We start from the raw sequence: 19,181 nt of genomic DNA on the forward strand, positions 1-19,181 counted from the left end.
GGACCAACCCCGGGTGGTCAGAAGAACAGTCCCTAATCCCCTAATAGGCGAAATGTTGTCGCTCTTTCGGGTAGGGGACGCAACGGGGTGTGTTCCCCGATGGCAGGGGACCCCCCGATCCCTAGCGTTGTCGTCGTCAGCCCGGGGTCGATGCCCCCGACCTCGGGCACACCAAGCTTTCTTTGCGTATAAGAGGAGATCGTTTCTTGTCTGCCCAGGAACAGACCCTGCACGACTTCGTGCTGAACCTGCTGACCGACGACGCCGCTCGGTCCGCGTTCGCCGCGAACCCGACCGCCGCGCTGGGCGACGCGGGCCTCGGTGACGTGACCGCGCAGGACGTGCAGGACGTCATCCCGCTGGTCGTCGACTACGCGCCGGTCGGCGACGGGCAGGGCGTCGAGCTCGCCATCCCGACCGACGGCGACGACGCCATCGCGCGGCTGCAGGCCGTGGCCGAGGTGGGCGGGGCCGCGTTCGCGGGCCAGGTCGACACCGACGTCGTCACCGCCACCGCGACCGGCGTGTACTCCGCCGACGAGGGCTTCGACGGCAAGTTCGACGTCGACACCGAGCAGGGCGGGGCCACCACCTGGCTGGCCGCGGGCTCCGACGGTGCCGCGCTCGACACCGTGTTCGAGTCCGACCACGCGCAGGGCCAGGCGGGCGTCGCCGTGGGCACCGACGGCACCGCCGCCGGGTACGCCGACCTGACCACCGAGCACGCCACCGCGCACGGCGCCTTCGCCGCTTCGACCGAGGGCGCCAGGGGCCACCTCGCGGTCGAGACCGACCACCTCGACAGCGGCAGCGCGTTCGCCGCGGGCTTCGAGGGCGTCCAGGCGGGCACCCACGGCGAGACCGACTTCGCCGCCTACGAGGCCAAGCTGGACACCACCGACGGTGTGGCCACGAGCGCGGTGCTCGACACCGACGAGCTGGAGGCGGGCGTCGCCCTGGACGCCCTCACCGAGGATGGCACGCAGGCGGTCGCGGGCGTGGAGACCGACTTCGTGACGGCCGGTGCCGCGCTCGACGCCTCCACCGAGGGCGTGCACGCCACGGCGGGTGTGGAGACCGACGCGCTGTCCGCGGGTGCCTCCCTCGACGCGAGCCGCGACGGCGTCTACGCCACCGCGGGCGTGGAAGCCGACGACCTGTCCGCCGGTGCGGCGCTGGGTCTGGACCACGACGGCCTCCAGGCCGACGCGGGCCTGGAGACCGAGGCCGTCTGGGCGGGCGTGCAGACCGGTGGCGACGCCCTCTCGGCGGGCACCGACCTGGACGCGGGTGTGCTGGGGGTCGAGGGCGGTCTCGACTACGCCGCCGGTGACCTGGCCCTCGGCGCCGAGCTGGAGACCCCGCTGGGCGAGGTGGACCTGTCCGGCCTGAGCGTCGGCGTGCACGGGGTGTCCACCCCGGAGCTGGCCGACCTGGTGGACCCGGGCGACCTGCTCGACGCGGAGACCCTGCGCGGCGGCGACCTGTCCGCGGGCACCGTGGCCGACTTCGTCTCCGCGGGTGGCAGGCTCGTCGGCGAGACCGCCGACCTGGCTTCCGGTGCGGCCCCGGCGGGCCTCGGCGGCTTCCTCACCGGCGCCACCGCCCCGGTCTCGGACGCGCTGTCCACCGGCACCGCCCCGCTGACCGACGGCCTGGACGCCCTGGACGGCCTGGGCACCCTCCCGGCCCTGCCGGGGCTGTCGGACCTGCCCGCCGAGCTGCCCGCCGTCCCGGCGCTGCCGGAGCTGTCGGACCTGCCCGCCGAGCTGCCGACGGACCTGTCGGACCTGCCGGTCGACCTGCCCACCGACCTCCCGGTCGACGTGCCGGACCTGCCGGTGGTCAACCCGCTGCCGGACCTGGCGCACCTGCCGGAGACCCTGGGCGGCGTCGTGGACGCCAGCCCGCTGGGCGACCTGGTGCACGGTGTCGAGGACGCGCTGCCCGAGGTGGGCGGCCTGACCGACGGTCTGCACCTGGGTCACTGATCCGGCGCTCCCGGGCAACCGGGAGCCGGAAAACGTGAATGGATTGTCAAACCGGGCGGGGTTCACCGAGTGGTGGACCCCGCCTGGTTTCTGTCACAGATAAGTTACGGCACACTCTTGTGAGTGACCGTTCCACCGTGGCTCGCGCTTCTCGATGACACCGTCCGTGCTTGCTCGGCGGGTCGACGCCCTGATCTGGTGAATCGGTTGCTGGATCGTCGAATGCGACTGTTAGATCCGGGTCGCCGGGTCGCTGTCGTGGGCACCCCCGGGCAGGGCAAGAGCCAACTGGTCAACGCCCTCCTCAACGCCCCGGTCTGCGCGGTCGGCGACGACCGGACAACCGCCGTGCCCGCCGTCGTCCGGCACGCCGAGCGGCCCACCGCCACCGTGGTGACCGACGAGCGCCCGGCCATCGGCGCCGCCGCCGACCCGGCCGACGCGGGACCGGTGGAGACCGCCACCGCCCGGGCCAACAAGCTCGCCCTGGTCCGCGACGACGTGCTGCGCACCGAGATCGGCCTGCCGCGCACGCTGCTGGGCCAGGGCCTGGTGCTGGTCGACTCACCCGGCATCGGCGACCCGGGCTGCCCGCGCACCGCGCGCGCGATGGCGGTGCTGGCCGAGGCGGACGCGGTGCTGCTGGTCTCCGACGCCACCGGCGAGCTGTCCGCGCTGGAGATCGACCTGCTCGCCCAGGTCAGCAGGCTGTGCCCGACCGTGCTGGTGGCCCTGACGAAGATCGACATGGTGCCCGCGTGGCGGCGGGTGGCCGAGGTCGACCGCAGGCTGCTGGCCGAGGCGGGCATCGCCGCGCCGCTGCTGCCGGTGTCGTCGGTGCTGCGGCTGGCCGCGGCCAAGGCCGGGGACAAGCGGCTCAACGCCGAGTCCGGCTTCGCCGAGCTGATCGACTGCCTGCGCCGGGAGATCCTGGCCGACCCGAGCCGGGTGGTCGCCGCCGTCGCGGCGGCGACCAGCGGCCTGGCGCTGGACCAGTTGATCGTGCCGCTGCGCGCGGAGTTCGACGCCGGTCAGCCCGGCGCCGACCCGGCCGCCACCGCCGCCTGGCACGCCGCGGGCCGCCGGGTGGAGGAGCTGGGCCGCGCGGCCGCCCGCTGGCAGACCCTGCTCGCCGACGACGTGGCCGACCTGATGGCCGACATGGACCACGACCTGCGCGACCGCACCCGGCGCATCCTGCGCGAGGTCGACGACTACTTCGAGGTCGCCGACCCGGCGAAGGTGTGGCCCGAGTTCGAGGAGTGGATGCGGGAGAACCTGACCGCGGTCGCCGAGGTGCACTCCGACTGGCTGCTGGAGCGGTTCGAGTGGACCGCCGCCCGCATCGCCAGGCACAGCCCGCTGGGCGCCACGTCCGGGTCCGCCTGGTCCTCCGACCTCCTGCGCGAGGTCTCGGAGAACCACGTGGGCACCCTGCGGACGCCGAACATCGAGAAGTTCAGCACCCCGCAGAAGCTGTTCGTCGGCCTGCGCGGGTCCTACAGCGGCCTGCTGATGTCCGGCCTGGCGACCTCGCTGGCCGGGCTGCCGCTGATCAACCCGTTCTCCGTCGGCGCCGGGGTGGCCTTCGGCGCGCGCAGCGTCTTCGAGGAGCGCGGGGCCCGGCTCAAGCGCAGGCAGGCCATCGCCAAGACCACCGCCCAGCGCCACGTGGACGACTTCTTCCTCTCCTACGGCAAGGAGACCAAGGACGCCACCAGGGTCATCCACCGGGCCCTGCGCGACCGGTTCGCCGCCGTCGCCCAGCAGTTGCGCGGCGAGGCCACCCAGTCCGCCAGGGCGATCAAGCTCGACCTGGACACCGAGGCCGCCCGCCGCGCCTCCCGCGCGGCGGAGGTGCGGCGCGGGCTGGAGCAACTGCTGGCCCTGCGCAGGCGGGTCGAGGCGATCCGCGCCCAGCGGCCCGCCCGGGCGCTGAGCGCGTGAACCTCGCCGAGGCGGCGTGGTCCCTGCTGGAGCGGGCACTGCCGCACTACCGCGACAGCCCGCGCGCGGAGGCATTCCTGGGCACCGCGATGGCCCGGCTCACCGGACCGCTGCGGGTCACCGTCACCGGCCCCCCGCGCTCGGGCCGCACGACCCTGCTCAACGCCGTGGTCGGCGAACCCGTCCCCCCGGGCACCGACCGCCTCACCGTGGACTGGCCCGGCGACGTGGAGCTGGTGGACGCCCCCGAAACCGACACCGACGCGGTCGTGCACCTGCTGCCGCACCCGGCCGCCGACACCCGCCCCCTGCGCCCCGCCGCCGCCGTGTCGACCCTGGTCGTGCTCTCCCGCGCCGACGAACTGGGCGGCGGCCGGGTCGACGCCCTGGTCTCCGCCCGGCAGGTGGCGCGGCGGCGGGCGCGGTCGGCCGAACTGGGCGGCCTGTGCCAGGACGTGCTGGCCGTGGCGGGTTCCCTGGCGCTGGGCGCGTCCCTGCTGACCCCCACCGAGGCGTCCGCGCTGGCGGCGCTGGGCCGGGTGCCCAGGGCGGAACTGGACCCGGTGCTGCTCTCGGCGGACCGGTTCGCCACCGCCTTCCCCGCCGAAGGCCCCGCCCTGCTGACCCGCCTCGGCCTCTTCGGCGTCCGCCTCGCCGCCACCCAGGCGCGGCGCGGCCTGACCGGGGCCGCGCTGGCGGCGGAACTGGTGCGCGCCAGCGGAATCACCGAACTGCGCACCGCCATCGGCACCCGCTTCACCGAGCGCTCCCCGGTGCTGCGCGCCCGCACCGCCCTGCTCGGCCTGGAGGCGGTGCTGCGCCGAGAACCCCGAGCCCCCGCCCTGGCCGCCGAGGTGGAACGCGTCCTCGCGGGCGCCCACGAACTGCGCGAACTCCGCCTCCTGGCCGACCTGGACACCGGCCGCGTCTCCCTGGGCGAGGAGGTCGCGGAGGCCCGCTACCTCCTCGGCGCCCAGGGCACCACCCCCGCCGCCCGCCTCGCCGTCTCCGACGACGCCCACACCGCCGTCCTGCGCTGGCGGGCCCACGCCGAGGACCCCCGCCGGGACTCCCGCGCCCGCCGGGCCGCACTGGTGGTCGTCCGCAGCTGCGAGGAACTGGTGACCCGTGGTGCCACCACCGCCCCCTGAGCCCGCGGTCAGCCGGTCTCGGCCGTCACCCAGTCGAGGTAGGCGCGGTGGCCGCCGGTGATCGGAACAGCTATGACTTCCGGCACGTCGTACCCGTGCTGGGCAACGATGTGCTCGGTCACCTCCGCGACCCGCTCCCCGGTGGTCTTGACGTGGAGCTGCCACTCGGTGGACGAGGTCACCGCCCCCTCCCACCGGTAGACGCTGCGCACGGGCCCCACCACCTGCGCGCAGGCGGCAAGACGCGCTTCCACCAACGATTCCCCGAGCCGGGTCGCCGCCTCGACGTCGTCCCAGGTGGTGATCACCAACACGTGTCCGTCCACCGGTCCCAGGGTAGCGATCGGTGCCAGGGAGAACGGTCGGGCAACGGCCCCCGCCGAGTGGTGGGCGCCCGGTCCCAGGACTACCGTCGGGGGTCCTGATCCGACCGTTTGGGGGAACCTGCATGGCGACCTTCGGGCCGCGCTTGGCGGGCGTCGTGTGGGGCGAGCAGCACGACCGGTTGTTGAACTTCGTGTTCCGCGCCTTCGACTGCTGCGTCCGCGACCGCGACCTGGCCTGCGCCATGACGGTCGACCTGTTCGGCCGCAACCCGCACCTGGTCGATTCCCCCGACCTCGACGACGACGCGATCCGCGCGGAGCTGGTGCCGCTGATGGCCGCCGCGCTGCGCGAGCGCTCCAGCCACACCGCGATCAAGGTGGCGGTGGGGCACGCGGCCTGGCAGGACCGGGTGGCCCGGTCCCGGGGCGCGGGCGCGGCGGGGTGGCACTCCGCGTTCGGGTCCGTGCGCACCTTCACCCGGCACCTGCGCCTGACATGACGATCGCGGTCGCGGGGGCGAGCGGGTACGTCGGGCAGCGGTTGGTCGCCGCGCTCGACGCGGCGGGGGAGCCGGTGCTGGCGCTGGGCAGGCACCTCGACTCGCTGCCGGGCGGCGGCAGCGTGCGGTCCTCGGCGGTGGACGTGGCCGACACCGCCGCGCTGACCGGTGTCCTCGACGGGGTGCGGACCGCCTACTACCTGGTGCACGCCATGGCGGGTGGCGCCGACTTCGCCGACCGGGACCGGGCGATGGCCCGTTCCTTCGCCGACGCCGCCGCGGCGGCCGGGGTGCGGCGGATCGTCTACCTGGGCGGCCTGGGCGACGAGGGGCTTTCCGAGCACCTGGAGTCGCGGCAGGAGGTCGGGCAGTTGCTCGCCGGGACCGGGGTGCCGGTCGTGGAGCTGCGCGCGGCCGTGGTCATCGGGTCGGGCAGCATCTCCTTCGAGCTGTTGCGCTACCTGACCGAGCGGTTGCCGTTCATGGTGTGCCCGCGCTGGGTGCGGACCCGGGTGCAGCCGATCGCCGAGTCCGACCTGCTGGCCTGCCTGCGCCAGGCGGCCGACGAGGACCGGGTGCCGCCGGGGGTGCACGAGGTCGGCGGGCCGGACGTGCTGACCTACGAGGACCTGATGCAGCTCTACGCCAGGGTGCGCGGCCTGCGTAGGCGGCGGATCGTGCGCGTGCCGCTGCTCTCGCCCCGGCTGTCGTCGTACTGGGTGCACGCGGTGACCCCGGTGGACCGGGCGGTCAGCGGGTCGCTGATCGACAGCCTGCGCAACGACGTGGTGGTCACCCGGGCCGACAGCCCGTTCGACGTCGAGCGGGTGCCGATGGCCGAGGCCATCGCCCGCGCCCTGGACGAGCAGCGCGACCGGGTCGCGCACGAGGTGTTCGACTTCGCCCACGGTGTGGTCGACGGCGTGTTCAACCTCAGCACCAGCGTGGAGATGGACCGGGGCGAGGTCAAGGGCGCCCGGCTCGACCTGTCGCGCTGCGGCGGCGACCTGCACTGGTACGGCTGGGCGTGGGCGTGGGTGCTGCGCATCTGGCTGGGCAAGCTCTTCGGTGAGGAGCTGACCCTGCACCGCCCGGACACCGTGGAGGTCGGCGCGACCGTCGACTGGTGGACCGTCGCCGACTGCGGCGACCACCACATCGTGCTCTACACCGACAAGTGGTTCTGCGGTGAGGCGTGGTTGGGCTACCGGATCGAGGGCGGCGCCGAGCCCCGGCTGTGGCAGGTGGGCGCGCTGCGGTCGAAGGGACTGCTCGGCTGGGCGTACTGGCGCGCGGTGTACCCGATCCACCTGGTGGTGTTCCGGGTCATGGCCCGCAAGCAGACCCGGCGCGCGCACGCCCTGGCCCGCAAGCTCGCCGACCGCGCCGACGCCGCCTGACCCGCTGCCGCGACGGCCGTACCCGGGCGTGCTCAGCCCTCGGTGTCCTCGGTGTCCTCGGTGAAGCTGCGCATCCGCGAGTTCGCCGTGGCCGAGCAGGTGAGCGGGCTGTCCGACGTGGTGAAGGTGGCGCGCAGGCGGATCGGCTCAGGCAGGCCGTCCAGGGCGACCGACCAGCGGTCGCGCCCGAGCGGGGTCACCGACACCGGGGGGTAGGCGTGCACGGCGTCCTCACCGGTGCGCTCCCGGGCGATCCGCTGGGCCGCCTGCACCGGGGCGGTGACCGTGCTGCGCCCGCGCAGCAGCGGCACGGTGAGCCTGCCCGCCTCGAACCGGTCCGCCAGCCCGGTCACCGCGTCCACGCCCACCTGCCCGAAGTAGAAGCCGTGCGGCAGCGCGACCAGGTTCGCGGCGAAGCGGTCGCCGCCGACGTGCGAGCACTCCCAGGTGGCCTCGGGCCGGGTGGCGGCCAGCGCGGCGGCGACCGGGCGCCCGCGCAGGGCGCAGCAGGTGTCGTGGCGGCCGTGCGCGCAGACCAGGTACGCAGGCTCGGCCGTGGGCGTGCCGCTGGGCCAGGGCGCGGTGAGCAGGTCGTGCGGGTCGGTGAAGGTCGACCACCAGGTCAGCTCGCGCACCGAGTCGACGTAGGCCCAGCGCAGCGGGGCGTCGGTGTGCCTGCCGGGTTTGCGGATCAGCAGCACCCGGGCGCCCACCGACGCCGCCCGTTCCGCCAGTCCGGTGATCACCGGGCCGGGTAAGTCGCAGTCGCGCCACGGGTCCGGGCCCCACGCCTTCGGCTGTTCGACCAGCAACCAGCGCAGCACCGGGGGAGCGGTCGCGGTCATCGGGTCGCCCCGGCGCACGCAGGCGGCGGCGCAGCGCTCCGCCGTCACGCGGGGACCAGGACGCCCTCGCGGAGCAGCCTCCGCACGAGCGTGGTCTGGTCGGCGACGTCCAGGCCGGGCAGGTCGCCCACCGCCACCGAGGCGCCGGTGAGCAGGGCCGCCAGGGCCGGGGCGGTGTAGGCGGGCAGCGACAGCCGGTCACCCGGGACGTCGAGCAGCACGCGGTCCCCAGCCGGGGTGAGCCGGGAGCGCAGGCCCGTGCGGAGCACCACGCGGCTGCCCTCGGCCACCGACTGGGCCGCCGCGACCTGGGCGAGCGGGGCCAGCGGCGCCGGGCGGTTGCCCGACCACGCTCGGTCACGCAGCAGTTCGGCGACTTCACCCGGTGTGCTGGACCTGACCACCCGGGCGAGTGCGTCGACGGTTTCCGCCAGGTGCGGGGCCAGCGCGTCCGGGTCGGCCGCGTCGATCCCCAGCGGCAGCGACCCGCGCAGGTCCCCGTCCCGGCCCGCCAGCTTGAGCAGGGCCTCGACCAGGGCGAACCGGGTCAGCACGTGGATGCCCACGGTCAGGTGCGCGGACACGCCGCCCAGGGCGCGCGCCGAGTGCAGGTAGCCGCGCGGCAGGTAGAGGGCGTCGCCGGGGCGCAGCACCTCGTCGATCAGGGGTTCCTCTTCCGCGCGGGCGGCGACGGCGGCCGAGTGCTGGTCCCAGGGCTGGTCGCGCAGCGGGTCGGCGTGCACCGGTTCGTGCACCAGCCAACGCTTCTCGCCCGCCACCTGGAGCACGAACACGTCGTGCACGTCGTAGTGCGCGGAGAAGCCCTGGGAGGACGCCGGGGTGATGTAGGCGTTCACCTGGACCGGGTGGCCGAGGTCGACCCCGAGCTGGGCGGCGAAGTCGATCACCGGCGGCCAGAGCCGGTGCAGGCCCTGCAGCACCAGGGTGGCGCCCTGGTCGAACACGTGCGCCACCTTGTCGTCGGACACCTGGTCGCCGATCTCGGCCCCGACCCCACCGGGCGCGGTGAACTGCGCCGACGACAGCACCGAACCGTTCTTGGCCACCCGCAGGAACGGGGTGCGCAGGCCGCGCCGGGACAGCAGCTCGTCGACGTCACCGAGGGTCAGCAGGTCCTCGAACGCCTTGGGCAGCGTGCCCGCCGGGCTCAGCAGCGGGGCGCGGCCCCAGTGCTCGGCGGCGAACGCGTCCGGCTCGGCGGCCACGCACCGGCGCAGGGCCGGTCGGTCTGCCGTCGCCGCGCGCGCGGCGGTGGGGATCGGGGTCATCGTCTACCGGCCCGCGCCGCCGTCGGCACCGCCGTCCGCACCACCATCGGCTCCACCGTCAGCGCCGCCGTCGTGGCCGCCCGGGGTGCCGGACGCGCCGTGGTCGGCCGTGCCCGCGCCGCTGTCGGCCGTGCCGTGGCCCGCTCCGCCGTCGGCGCCACCGTCGGCACCGCCGTCGTGGCCGCCCGGGGCACCGGAGGCGCCGTGATCGGCCTGCCCGGCCGCGCCGCTGTCGGCGCCACCGTCCGCACCGCCGTCAGCGCCACCGTCGGCTCCGCCGTCAGCGCCACCGTCGTGGCCGCCCGGGGTGCCCGAGGCGCCGTGGTCGGCCGTACCGGCTCCGCTGTCCGCGCCACCGTCGGCTCCGCCGTCAGCACCGCCATCGGCGCCGCCGTCGTGGCCGCCCGGGGTACCGGAGGCACCGTGGTCGGCCGTGCCCGCGCCGCTGTCGGCGGGGCCGTGCTCACCGATGTGTCCACTGCGGATGTCGTCGTCTTCCAGGGACATAACGCCTCCTCGCGTTTCGTCGAACCGGGGTTCCGGCGACCGCAACCCCCGTTGTACGCCCTGGTACCCCCGGAAGGTGTGATCCATGCGTCCGATCGGGCACGGCTCGCCGGGGCCGCCTGCGGTTTGCCCACGGGGGTTGCCGGGTATCTTCGGTGTCGGCGGCGAGGTGGAGGTGGGATGGGCACGACGGGGACACCGCTCGACGGCCGGTACCGCCTCGGCGACCTGCTGGGCACGGGGGGCATGGCCGACGTCCACCGGGCGGTCGACCTGCGGCTGAGCCGCCCGGTGGCGGTGAAGTTGTTCCACCCCAAGGCCGACGGCGCCACCATCGCCCGGCTGGAGACCGAGGCCAGGCTGCTGGCGGGCCTGTCGCACCCCGGTCTGGTCCGCCTCTACGACATCGGCGCCGACGACTCCCGCCCCTACCTGGTCATGCAGCTCGTGGACGGGTCCACCCTGCGCGGGCACCTGGACCGGGGCGTGCTCCCCGCCGACTCGGTGGCCCGGTTCGGGATGCGGCTGGCCGACACCCTGGCCTACGTGCACTCGCGCGGCATCGTCCACCGCGACCTCAAACCGTCGAACATCCTCATCGACCACGACGGCACCTGCTTCCTGGCCGACTTCGGCATCGCGCGGGCCATGGGCACCGAGCGGCTGACCTCGGCCGGGCACTGCGTGGGCACCGCCGCCTACCTCGCCCCCGAGCAGGTGCGCGGTGCGGAGACCGGCCCGGCGGGCGACGTCTACTCCCTGGGCCTGGTGCTGCTGGAGTGCCTGACCGGGGAGCCGGAGTTCACCGGGTCCGACATCGAGGCCGCCATCGCCCGGCTGTCGCGCTCGCCGCGCATCCCGAAGTGGCTGCCCCGGGTGTGGGCGGACACGCTGGCGGCGATGACGCTGCGCGAGCCCGCCGACCGCCCGGACATGGCCGAGGTGGCCCGCAGGCTGGCGCACTGCGCGCTGCGCGGCCCGCTGGCCCGCCGCCCCGCGGTCGCCCCGACCCGGCAGGTGCCCGCGCCCCGGGCGACCACCGTGCGGATTCCCCTGGTCGCAGCGGACAAGCGGCCGACGAACGTGCTGCGCGCCGCCCTGTTCACCGGGGCCCTGCTGTTCGGCGGGCTGGCCGCGGTGACCGCGACCCTGCCCGGCGCCGCGCGCCAGCAGGCCCGCCCGCAGGAGGCCCCGGCCGTCGTCGTGCCGGTGCCGCTCGGTCCGTCGCCGTCCGCGGCGACGCGGACCGGGGCCGCCACCGTGGTCGTGCGGCCCCCCACCCCGGCGCGCGGCCGGGGATCGTCGACCGCCGCGAGGAAGCACTCCAAGGGCGCGGCCAAAGCGGACCACCCGGTCGAGGTGAGCGGGAGCGGCCGGGGCGACGACTGATCCGACGACTGACCGACGACTGTTCCGATCGACGACTGACCGACGACTGACCGACGACTGTTCTGACGACCACCCCCCACCGACCCCGCCACATCGTCCGGCGGGGAGGCTCCCCCGCCCCATATGGTGATTGACGACAGCCCTCTCGGCCGGAGTCCGGCCTGGGCATGACCGAGGAGACTGTGTGCGCCCCTGGCCTGGAACCCCTTACCCGCTCGGCGCCACCTACGACGGCGCGGGCACCAACTTCGCCCTCTTCTCGGAGGTGGCGACCCGCGTCGACCTGTGCCTGTTCGACCACGACGGCACCGAGCACCGGGTGCGGCTGCCCGAGGTCGACGGCTTCGTCTGGCACGCCTACCTGCCCGGTGTGCTGCCCGGGCAGAAGTACGGCTACCGGGTGACCGGCCCGCACAACCCGGAGCAGGGTCTGCGCTGCAACCCGAACAAGCTGCTGATCGACCCGTACGCCAAGGCGGTCGACGGCGAGGTCGACTGGGACCAGTCGGTCTTCGGCTACCAGTTCGGCGAGCCCGAGCAGCGCAACGACGAGGACTCGGCCAGGCACACCGCCAAGTCGGTGGTGATCAACCCGTTCTTCGACTGGGCCAACGACCGCCCGCCGAAGACCCCGTACAACGAGAGCGTCATCTACGAGGCGCACGTGCGCGGCCTGACCATGCGCCACCCGGACGTGCCCGAGGAGATGCGCGGCACCTACGCGGGCCTGGCGCACCCGTCGGTGGTCGAGCACCTGAAGAAGCTCGGCGTGACCGCCATCGAGCTGATGCCGGTGCACGAGTTCCTGCACGACCACGGCCTGCAGGAGAAGGGGCTGCGCAACTACTGGGGCTACAACACCATCGGCTTCTTCGCCCCGCACTCCGGTTACGCGACCTCGACCGAGCAGGGCGCGCACGTGGCCGAGTTCAAGTCGATGGTGCGCACCCTGCACGACGCGAACATCGAGGTCATCCTCGACGTGGTCTACAACCACACCGCCGAGGGCAACCACCTGGGTCCGACGCTGTCCATGCGCGGCATCGACAACGACGCCTACTACCGGCTGGTCGAGGACGACCAGCGGTACTACATGGACTACACCGGCACCGGCAACTCGCTGAACGTGCGTAACCCGCACACGCTCCAGTTGATCATGGACTCGCTGCGGTACTGGATCACCGAGATGCACGTCGACGGGTTCCGGTTCGACCTCGCCGCCACCCTGGCCCGCGAGTTCTACGACGTCGACCGGCTCTCGGCGTTCTTCGACATCGTGCAGCAGGACCCGGTGATCTCCCAGGTGAAGCTGATCGCCGAGCCGTGGGACGTCGGCCCCGGCGGGTACCAGGTGGGCAACTTCCCGCCGCTGTGGACGGAGTGGAACGGCAAGTACCGCGACACCGCCCGCGACTTCTGGCGCGGTGAGCCCGCGACCCTGGGCGAGTTCGCCTCGCGCATCACCGGTTCCTCGGACCTCTACCAGGAGGACGGCCGCAAGCCGTTCGCCTCGATCAACTTCGTCACCGCGCACGACGGCTTCACCCTCAACGACCTGGTCTCCTACAACGACAAGCACAACGAGGCCAACGGCGAGGACGGCCGCGACGGCGCCGACGACAACCGCTCCTGGAACTGCGGCGTCGAGGGCCCGACCGACGACCCCGAGGTCAACGACCTGCGCGCCCGGCAGCGGCGCAACCTCATCGCCACCCTGTTCCTGTCGCAGGGCGTGCCGATGCTGCTGCACGGCGACGAGATGGCCCGCACCCAGCAGGGCAACAACAACGGCTACTGCCAGGACAGCGAACTGTCCTGGGTGGACTGGTCGCTGGCGGAGACCAACGCCGACCTGGTCGACTTCACCGCCGGGGTGATCGCCCTGCGCGCAAAGCACCCGGTGTTCCGGCGCAGGCGCTTCTTCGCGGGCAGGCCGATCCGGCGCGGCGACGAGCTGCGCGACATCGCCTGGTTCACCCCGTCCGGCGACGAGATGTCCGACGAGGACTGGGGTTCGGGCTTCGGCCGGTGCATCGTCACCTTCCTCAACGGCGAGGGCATCCCCGACCTGGACCAGCGCGGCGAGCGGGTCTCCGACGACTCGTTCCTGCTGTGCTTCAACGCCCACCACGAGGACATCGACGTCACCGTGCCCGACGGCGACTACGGCGCCGAGTGGGAGGTGGTGCTCGACACCGCCACCGGTGAGGTGTCCGCGCCTGCGCCGAGGGTGATCACCAAGGACACCAAGCTCTCCCTGACGTCCCGCTCATTGATCGTGCTGCGCCGCACCGGAACGGAGTAGAAGGTGGCCCCGAGGTCGACCTACCGCGTCCAGATGCGCCCGGCGTTCGGTTTCCCCGACGCCGCCGCCATCGCCGACTACCTGGCCGACCTCGGGGTCGGCGCGCTGTACTCCTCGCCGATCCTGACCCCCACCGCCGGGTCGACGCACGGCTACGACGTCGTGGACCCGACCAGGGCCAACCCGGAGCTGGGCGGTGAGGACGGCCGTCGGGCGCTGGTCGCCCGGCTGCGCGAGCTGGGCCTGGACCTGGTGGTCGACATCGTGCCCAACCACATGGCCGTGGAGGTGCCGTCGCAGAACGCCTGGTGGTGGGACGTGCTGGAGCACGGCCCGGACTCGGCGTACGCGGGGTACTTCGACATCGAGTCGTTCCCGGTGCTGCTGCCGGTCCTCGGCTCCGACGACGACATCACCGAGCTGGCCGTCAAGGACGGCAAGCTCACCTATTACGAGCACGAGTTCCCCATCGCGCCCGGCACCGAGGGGGACGGTGTCGACGCTGATGCCCGCGAGGTGCACGAGCGGCAGCACTACCGCCTGGTCGACTGGCGCCGCGCCGGGGCCGAGCTGAACTACCGCCGGTTCTTCGACGTGACCACCCTGGCCGGGGTGCGCGTGGAGAAGCCGGAGGTGTTCGACGCCACGCACGCCGAGGTGCTGCGCTGGGTCGCCGAGGGCGACGTGCAGGGCCTGCGCGTGGACCACCCGGACGGCCTCGCCGACCCCGGCGGCTACGCCAAGCGCCTGGCTGAGCGGGCGGGCTGCTGGATCGTGCTGGAGAAGATCCTGGAGCCCGGCGAGAAGCTGTCGGAGTCCTGGCCGGTCGCGGGCACCACCGGCTACGACGCGCTGCGCGAGGTGTGCGGGGTGTTCGTCGACCCGGCCGCCGAGGCACCGTTCACCGAGCTGGCCCGCTCCCTGGGCGTGCCGACCGACTTCGAGCTGCTGCGCGAGGAGTGCAGGCAGCTCATCACCACCACGTCGCTGGCCGCCGAGGTGCGCCGCATCGCCGACCTGGTGACCGGGGTCGACCCGATGGACGCCCGGCGCGCGGTGGCCGAGCTGATGGTGGCCTTCCCGGTCTACCGCTCGTACCTGCCCGAGGGCGAGGCGAACTGGGCCGCCGCGATCGAGCGGGTGCGCACGGCGTGGCCGGAGCTGGCCGAGGCGGTGGCCGCCCTGGACACCCAGGTGCGCGCCGACCCGACCGGGGAGCTGGCCACCCGGGTGCAGCAGACCTCCGGCATGGTCGTGGCCAAGGGCACCGAGGACACCGCGTTCTACCGCTACTCCCGGTTCGTCGGCCTCAACGAGGTCGGCGGCAGCCCGGACCACTTCGGCGTGCCGGTCGCGGAGTTCCACGCCGCGCAGGCCGAGCGCGAGGCCAAGTGGCCGGAGGCGATGACCGCCCTGTCCACGCACGACACCAAGCGGTCGGAGGACGTGCGCGCCCGCTTGGCCGTGCTGGCCGAACTGCCCGACGAGTTCACCGCCGCCGTGCGCCGCTGGACGGAGAAGCTGGGCATCGAGGAGCCCACGCTGAACCTGCTCGCCTGGCAGACCCTGCTCGGCGCGTGGCCGATCGGCCCGGACCGGCTCTCGGCGTACCTGGACAAGGCCGCCAAGGAGGCCAAGGTCCGCACCACCTGGGTCGACCACGACGAGGAGTTCGAGGCGGCCGTGCGGGCCTGGCCCGCCGCCGTGCTGGGCGACCCGGAGCTGGCCGCCGAGGTCCGCGCCCTCGCCGAGAGGATCACCGCGCCCGGCTGGTCGAACGCGCTGGGCCAGAAGCTGCTGCAACTGGCCGGACCGGGCATCCCGGACGTCTACCAGGGCACCGAGCTGTGGGACCTGTCCCTGGTCGACCCGGACAACCGCCGCGACGTGGACTTCGCCGAGCGGCGCGCGCTGCTGGCCCGCCTCGACGACGGCTGGCTCCCGCCGGTCGACGACACCGGCGCCGCCAAGCTGCACGTGGTGCGCACCGTGCTGCGGCTGCGCCGCGACCGCCCCGAGCTGTTCACCGGCTACCGCCCGGTGACCGCCACCGGCACCGCGGCCGAACACGTCGTCGCCTTCGAGCGCACCGGCCTGATCGCCGTCGCCACCCGCCTGCCGGTCAGCCTGCCCGGCTGGGGCGACACCCGGCTCGACCTGCCGGACGGCGAGTGGACCGACGCCCTCACCGGTCGCCGCGCCGAGGGTGGGCTCGCCGACCTGCTGTCGGACTACCCCGTTGCCCTGCTGGTGGGAGGCCAGGCGTGAACCCCGAGCACTTCTCCGTCTGGGCCCCCGAACGCGACCGGGTCCGACTCGCCACCGGCGCCCAACTGCACGAGATGACCAGGGACGACGCGGGCTGGTGGCACGTCGAGGTCCCCGGCACCGGGGCGGGCACCGACTACGCCTTCCTGCTCGACGACCAGGAGCAGAGCTACCCCGACCCGCGTTCGCTGTGGCAGCCCGAGGGCGTGCACGGCCCGTCCCGGCGCTACGAGCACCGCACGTTCGACTGGACCGACGAGGGCTGGACCGGCCGCGCGCTGGCCGGGTCGGTGCTCTACGAGCTGCACATCGGCACCTTCACCGAGGAGGGCACGTTCAACGCCGCCATCGAGCGGCTGGACCACCTGGTGGAGCTGGGCGTCGACCTGGTGGAGGTGCTGCCGGTCAACGCCTTCGACGGCACCGAGGGCTGGGGCTACGACGGCGTGCTGTGGGGCGCGGTCCACCAGCCCTACGGCGGCCCGACCGCGTTCAAGCAGTTCGTCGACGCCTGCCACCGGCGCGGCCTGGGCGTGGTGCTGGACGTGGTCTACAACCACCTCGGCCCGTCGGGCGCGTACCTGGACAAGTTCGCCCCGTACTTCGCGGGCAGCACGATCTGGGGCCCCACCCTCAACCTCGACGGCCCGGATTCGGACGAGGTCCGCCGCTACGTCATCGACAACGCCCTGGGCTGGTTCCGCGACTTCCACGTCGACGGCCTGCGCCTCGACGCCGTGCACGCCCTGCGCGACACCAGGGCCACCCACTTGCTGGAGCAGCTTTCGTCCGAAGTGGACGCCCTGTCGGCGGCCCTGGGCCGCCCGCTGTCGCTGATCGCCGAATCCGACCTCAACGACCCCCGCCACACCACCCCGCGCGAAGCGGGCGGCTACGGCCTCACCGCCCAGTGGTGCGACGACCTGCACCACGTCCTGCACGTCGCCCTGACCGGCGAGACGGACGGCTACTACACCGACTTCGGCACCCCCGGCGCGCTGGAGACGACACTGCGCCGGGCGTTCTACCACGTCGGCACGTGGTCGTCGTTCCGCAAGCGCTCGCACGGCAGGCCGCTGGACACCCGCACGGTCTCCGGCCACCGCTTCCTGGCGTACTTGCAGAACCACGACCAGATCGGCAACCGCGCCACCGGCGACCGCCTCACCGCCACGGTGTCGCAAGAGCGGGTGCTGTGCGGGGCGGCGATCCTGTTCTGCTCCCCGTACACGCCGATGCTGTTCATGGGCGAGGAGTGGGCGGCAACCACCCCGTGGCGCTTCTTCGCCTCGTTCCCCGACGAGGAACTGGCCGAGGCGGTCCGCACCGGCCGCCGCCGTGAGTTCGCCGAGCACGGCTGGGGCGAGTCGGAGGTGCCGGACCCGATGGACCCCGACACCGTCCGCGCCTCCACCCTGAACTGGGCGGAACTGGCCGACCCGGCGCACCGGGGCGTGTACGAGACGTACCGGGCGCTCATCGCCCTGCGCAAGGCCCGCCCGGAGCTGAGCGACCCCCGCCTGGACCGGTTCACGGTCGAGGCCGGGGACGGTTGGCTGCTGCTGCACCGGGGCGGGCTGCGGGTGGCGGTGAACCTGTCCGGGGCGGAGGTGTCGCTGCCGGTGGCGGCGGTGTCGACCCTGCTGGCCGCCGAGGGCGTGCACGTCGGGGTGGACACGGTGGTCCTGCCCGCCGACACGTTCGCCGTCCTGGAGGTCTGACGGCTCCCGAGGTCTGATGACGCGGACCGGCCGCCCGAGTGCTCGGGCGGCCGGTCCGTGGTTTTCGGGGACTTATTCGACGCTGCGGCGGTAGCGGACCTCGCGCTGCGGCCCTGGCGAGGCGAACCGGCGGATCAGGAAGTTGATCGCCGCACCGATCAGCAGCCACACGATGGCGGCCAGCCCGTAGTCGAGCAGGGTCGCCAGCTTCGCCGACCCCGGCGTGAACAGCCCGTCGAACCCGAGCGAGACGGCCCCGGAGAAGTCGCTGATGAAGCCCGCGAACCCGTTGTCCGGGTTGGCTTCGGCGAGCGTCAGGATGATCTGCGCGACCAGCACCACCGCGAACAGCCCGGTGATGAAGGTGACCGCCGAGGTGATCATCCGGATCGTGCGCCACCGCTGGGCGTGGGTGTCCCGCACCCGCTCGTGCACGACCTCCTCGTCCGGCGGCCCGTACTGGCCGGGAGGCGGCTGCTGCCGGGGTGCGACGTACTGCTCCTGGGGCGGGAAGGCCCTGGTCCGCTCGGGATCGCTCTCCGGGTAGCTCATTGCACGATGGTGACACCGGCACGCGCGCTCCGCTGGACAGCCGGGCAACCGGCCTAACCCGTGGCGGTGGGAGTGTCGCGCCGCTGGCGGGCACGCAGAGTGAGGTAAATTCTACTTTCAGGAAGGTATCCGTCCTTCCAGGGGTGGAAAGGCAACACCATGTCGGGCAAGCGACAACCCCCGAGGCCCAGGGACCGCATCATCGGTGCCCGCCTGCGCGCGATCCGCAAGGAGCGGACGGACTTGAGCCTCGAAGCCGCCGCCAAGCTCCTCGGCTGGGGCCTGGCGACCATGTCCAGGATCGAGAACGGCAAGCGCGTCATCGACACCGAAGAGGTGGCGATGATGCTCACCGTCTACGGCATCCCAGCCGATGAGCGCAGGGACATCATCGCCGAAGCCAGAGCGGAGAACGCCTCCGGGTGGTGGGACCGCCCCCTGCCCGGCGTTCCCGCCGAAGTCGGCACCCTGGCCAGCTACGCCGTCGACGCCGACAGCCTGACCGACTGGGCGGTGACGCTGGTACCGGGCCTGCTCCAAATCGAGGACTACGCCATGGCGTTGATGCTCTCCGATGATATGTCGGTGGAGGTTGCGGAGTTGCGATGGGTGGCCAGGCGTAGGCGACAGCAGATCCTGGGCACGCTGGAGTACGGCGCCTACATCAGCGAGACGGCACTACGGACGCCATTCGGGGGTGCCGTAACCCATCGAAGGCAGCTCAGTCATCTCCTGGAGGCTCGTGATCGGGGGATCTCCGTTCGGGTTGTGCCGGAACATCTGCCACTCGGCTTGATCAGCCACTCATGGCTTTACCTGACGTTCCCCAACACCACTCCCGTCGTGAACGTCGAGGTGGCCGAAGGTGGGGTCTACCTGCACGACGACCAAGCGGAGCCGTACGCGAAGGTGCTCGCCAAGCTGGATCACAATGCCCTTTCCACCACTGAAAGTCAGACTAAGCTCCGGTCGATCCTGAAGGAGGCGTGA

At 73.2% G+C, this 19,181-nt stretch carries 15 protein-coding genes; 10 read left to right on the forward strand and 5 right to left on the reverse strand.

Going from position 1 to position 19,181, the window contains the following annotated elements; all coding sequences use genetic code 11:
* Positions 1-206: 206 nt before the first annotated feature.
* The 3 genes from DFQ13_RS11010 to DFQ13_RS11020 all read left to right on the forward strand — a co-directional run bounded on the left by DFQ13_RS11010 (position 207) and on the right by DFQ13_RS11020 (position 5,089).
* Positions 207-1,991 carry an IniB N-terminal domain-containing protein gene (locus DFQ13_RS11010; RefSeq protein WP_035286669.1) on the forward strand — a complete coding sequence of 595 codons (1,785 nt, stop codon included), beginning with the start codon at positions 207-209 and terminating at the stop codon, positions 1,989-1,991.
* Between the two features lie 222 nt (positions 1,992-2,213).
* Positions 2,214-3,938 (forward strand): dynamin family protein, encoded by a 1,725-nt coding sequence (locus DFQ13_RS11015; RefSeq protein WP_325050921.1) that lies wholly within the window; start codon positions 2,214-2,216, stop codon positions 3,936-3,938.
* On the forward strand, positions 3,935-5,089 hold the full coding sequence (locus tag DFQ13_RS11020) for a P-loop NTPase family protein (protein ID WP_110079666.1): 1,155 nt from the start codon (positions 3,935-3,937) through the stop codon (positions 5,087-5,089). The genes DFQ13_RS11015 and DFQ13_RS11020 overlap by 4 nt, the downstream gene beginning before the upstream one ends.
* An 8-nt stretch (positions 5,090-5,097) precedes the next feature.
* Here DFQ13_RS11020 and cutA read toward each other — a convergent pair whose 3' ends face one another.
* A complete protein-coding gene (gene cutA / locus DFQ13_RS11025) occupies positions 5,098-5,415 on the reverse strand; it encodes a divalent-cation tolerance protein CutA (protein WP_110079667.1) in 318 nt (105 codons plus the stop codon).
* A gap of 122 nt (positions 5,416-5,537) precedes the next feature.
* Between cutA and DFQ13_RS11030 the strand changes: the two genes are divergently transcribed.
* Positions 5,538-5,915, forward strand: coding sequence for a hypothetical protein (locus DFQ13_RS11030; RefSeq protein WP_035286675.1), 378 nt, complete (start codon positions 5,538-5,540; stop codon positions 5,913-5,915).
* Positions 5,912-7,315: a DUF2867 domain-containing protein gene (locus DFQ13_RS11035; protein WP_110079668.1), complete on the forward strand. Its 1,404-nt coding sequence runs from the start codon at positions 5,912-5,914 to the stop codon at positions 7,313-7,315. The genes DFQ13_RS11030 and DFQ13_RS11035 overlap by 4 nt, the downstream gene beginning before the upstream one ends.
* 32 nt (positions 7,316-7,347) lie before the next feature.
* On the opposite strand, the gene DFQ13_RS11040 is transcribed toward DFQ13_RS11035, so the two are convergent.
* Genes DFQ13_RS11040 through DFQ13_RS11050 form a run of 3 tightly spaced genes read right to left on the reverse strand, consistent with a single transcriptional unit; the run spans position 7,348 to position 9,956 of the window.
* Entirely contained in the window at positions 7,348-8,208 is an 861-nt protein-coding gene (locus tag DFQ13_RS11040) for a sucrase ferredoxin (RefSeq protein WP_110079669.1), read from the reverse strand.
* Positions 8,205-9,449, reverse strand: coding sequence for a cupin domain-containing protein (locus DFQ13_RS11045; protein ID WP_110079670.1), 1,245 nt, complete (start codon positions 9,447-9,449; stop codon positions 8,205-8,207). Before DFQ13_RS11045 ends, DFQ13_RS11040 begins: the two co-directional genes overlap by 4 nt.
* 3 nt (positions 9,450-9,452) lie before the next feature.
* Positions 9,453-9,956: a hypothetical protein gene (locus tag DFQ13_RS11050; RefSeq protein ID WP_181399918.1), complete on the reverse strand. Its 504-nt coding sequence runs from the start codon at positions 9,954-9,956 to the stop codon at positions 9,453-9,455.
* Between the two features lie 180 nt (positions 9,957-10,136).
* Here DFQ13_RS11050 and DFQ13_RS11055 point away from each other — a divergent pair, with 180 nt between their 5' ends.
* The 4 genes from DFQ13_RS11055 to treZ all read left to right on the forward strand — a co-directional run bounded on the left by DFQ13_RS11055 (position 10,137) and on the right by treZ (position 17,639).
* On the forward strand, positions 10,137-11,345 hold the full coding sequence (locus tag DFQ13_RS11055; protein ID WP_110079671.1) for a serine/threonine-protein kinase: 1,209 nt from the start codon (positions 10,137-10,139) through the stop codon (positions 11,343-11,345).
* Positions 11,346-11,529: 184 nt separating this feature from the next.
* The gene (glgX, locus tag DFQ13_RS11060; protein ID WP_110079672.1) at positions 11,530-13,650 is read left to right on the forward strand and encodes a glycogen debranching protein GlgX; all 2,121 of its coding nucleotides are present in this window, start codon (positions 11,530-11,532) and stop codon (positions 13,648-13,650) included.
* A gap of 3 nt (positions 13,651-13,653) precedes the next feature.
* Positions 13,654-15,918 carry a malto-oligosyltrehalose synthase gene (gene treY, locus DFQ13_RS11065; protein WP_110079673.1) on the forward strand — a complete coding sequence of 755 codons (2,265 nt, stop codon included), beginning with the start codon at positions 13,654-13,656 and terminating at the stop codon, positions 15,916-15,918.
* Entirely contained in the window at positions 15,915-17,639 is a 1,725-nt protein-coding gene (gene treZ / locus DFQ13_RS11070; RefSeq protein ID WP_035286680.1) for a malto-oligosyltrehalose trehalohydrolase, read from the forward strand. The genes treY and treZ overlap by 4 nt, the downstream gene beginning before the upstream one ends.
* Positions 17,640-17,711: 72 nt before the next feature.
* On the opposite strand, the gene DFQ13_RS11075 is transcribed toward treZ, so the two are convergent.
* On the reverse strand, positions 17,712-18,191 hold the full coding sequence (locus DFQ13_RS11075; protein WP_110079674.1) for a hypothetical protein: 480 nt from the start codon (positions 18,189-18,191) through the stop codon (positions 17,712-17,714).
* A gap of 159 nt (positions 18,192-18,350) precedes the next feature.
* Here DFQ13_RS11075 and DFQ13_RS11080 point away from each other — a divergent pair, with 159 nt between their 5' ends.
* Positions 18,351-19,181 (forward strand): helix-turn-helix domain-containing protein, encoded by an 831-nt coding sequence (locus tag DFQ13_RS11080; protein WP_052021723.1) that lies wholly within the window; start codon positions 18,351-18,353, stop codon positions 19,179-19,181.

Source organism: Actinokineospora spheciospongiae (assembly GCF_003182415.1).
Lineage (GTDB): Bacteria > Actinomycetota > Actinomycetes > Mycobacteriales > Pseudonocardiaceae > Actinokineospora > Actinokineospora spheciospongiae.

Coding starts and splice junctions, on each gene's coding strand:
- DFQ13_RS11030 (WP_035286675.1), top strand. CDS start 5,538: ATGGCGACCTTCGGGCCGCGCTTGGCGGGCGTCGTGTGGGGCGAGCAG.
- DFQ13_RS11050 (WP_181399918.1), bottom strand. CDS start 9,956: ATGTCCCTGGAAGACGACGACATCCGCAGTGGACACATCGGTGAGCAC.
- DFQ13_RS11080 (WP_052021723.1), top strand. CDS start 18,351: ATGTCGGGCAAGCGACAACCCCCGAGGCCCAGGGACCGCATCATCGGT.
- DFQ13_RS11035 (WP_110079668.1), top strand. CDS start 5,912: ATGACGATCGCGGTCGCGGGGGCGAGCGGGTACGTCGGGCAGCGGTTG.
- DFQ13_RS11075 (WP_110079674.1), bottom strand. CDS start 18,191: ATGAGCTACCCGGAGAGCGATCCCGAGCGGACCAGGGCCTTCCCGCCC.
- DFQ13_RS11015 (WP_325050921.1), top strand. CDS start 2,214: ATGCGACTGTTAGATCCGGGTCGCCGGGTCGCTGTCGTGGGCACCCCC.
- DFQ13_RS11045 (WP_110079670.1), bottom strand. CDS start 9,449: ATGACCCCGATCCCCACCGCCGCGCGCGCGGCGACGGCAGACCGACCG.
- DFQ13_RS11055 (WP_110079671.1), top strand. CDS start 10,137: ATGGGCACGACGGGGACACCGCTCGACGGCCGGTACCGCCTCGGCGAC.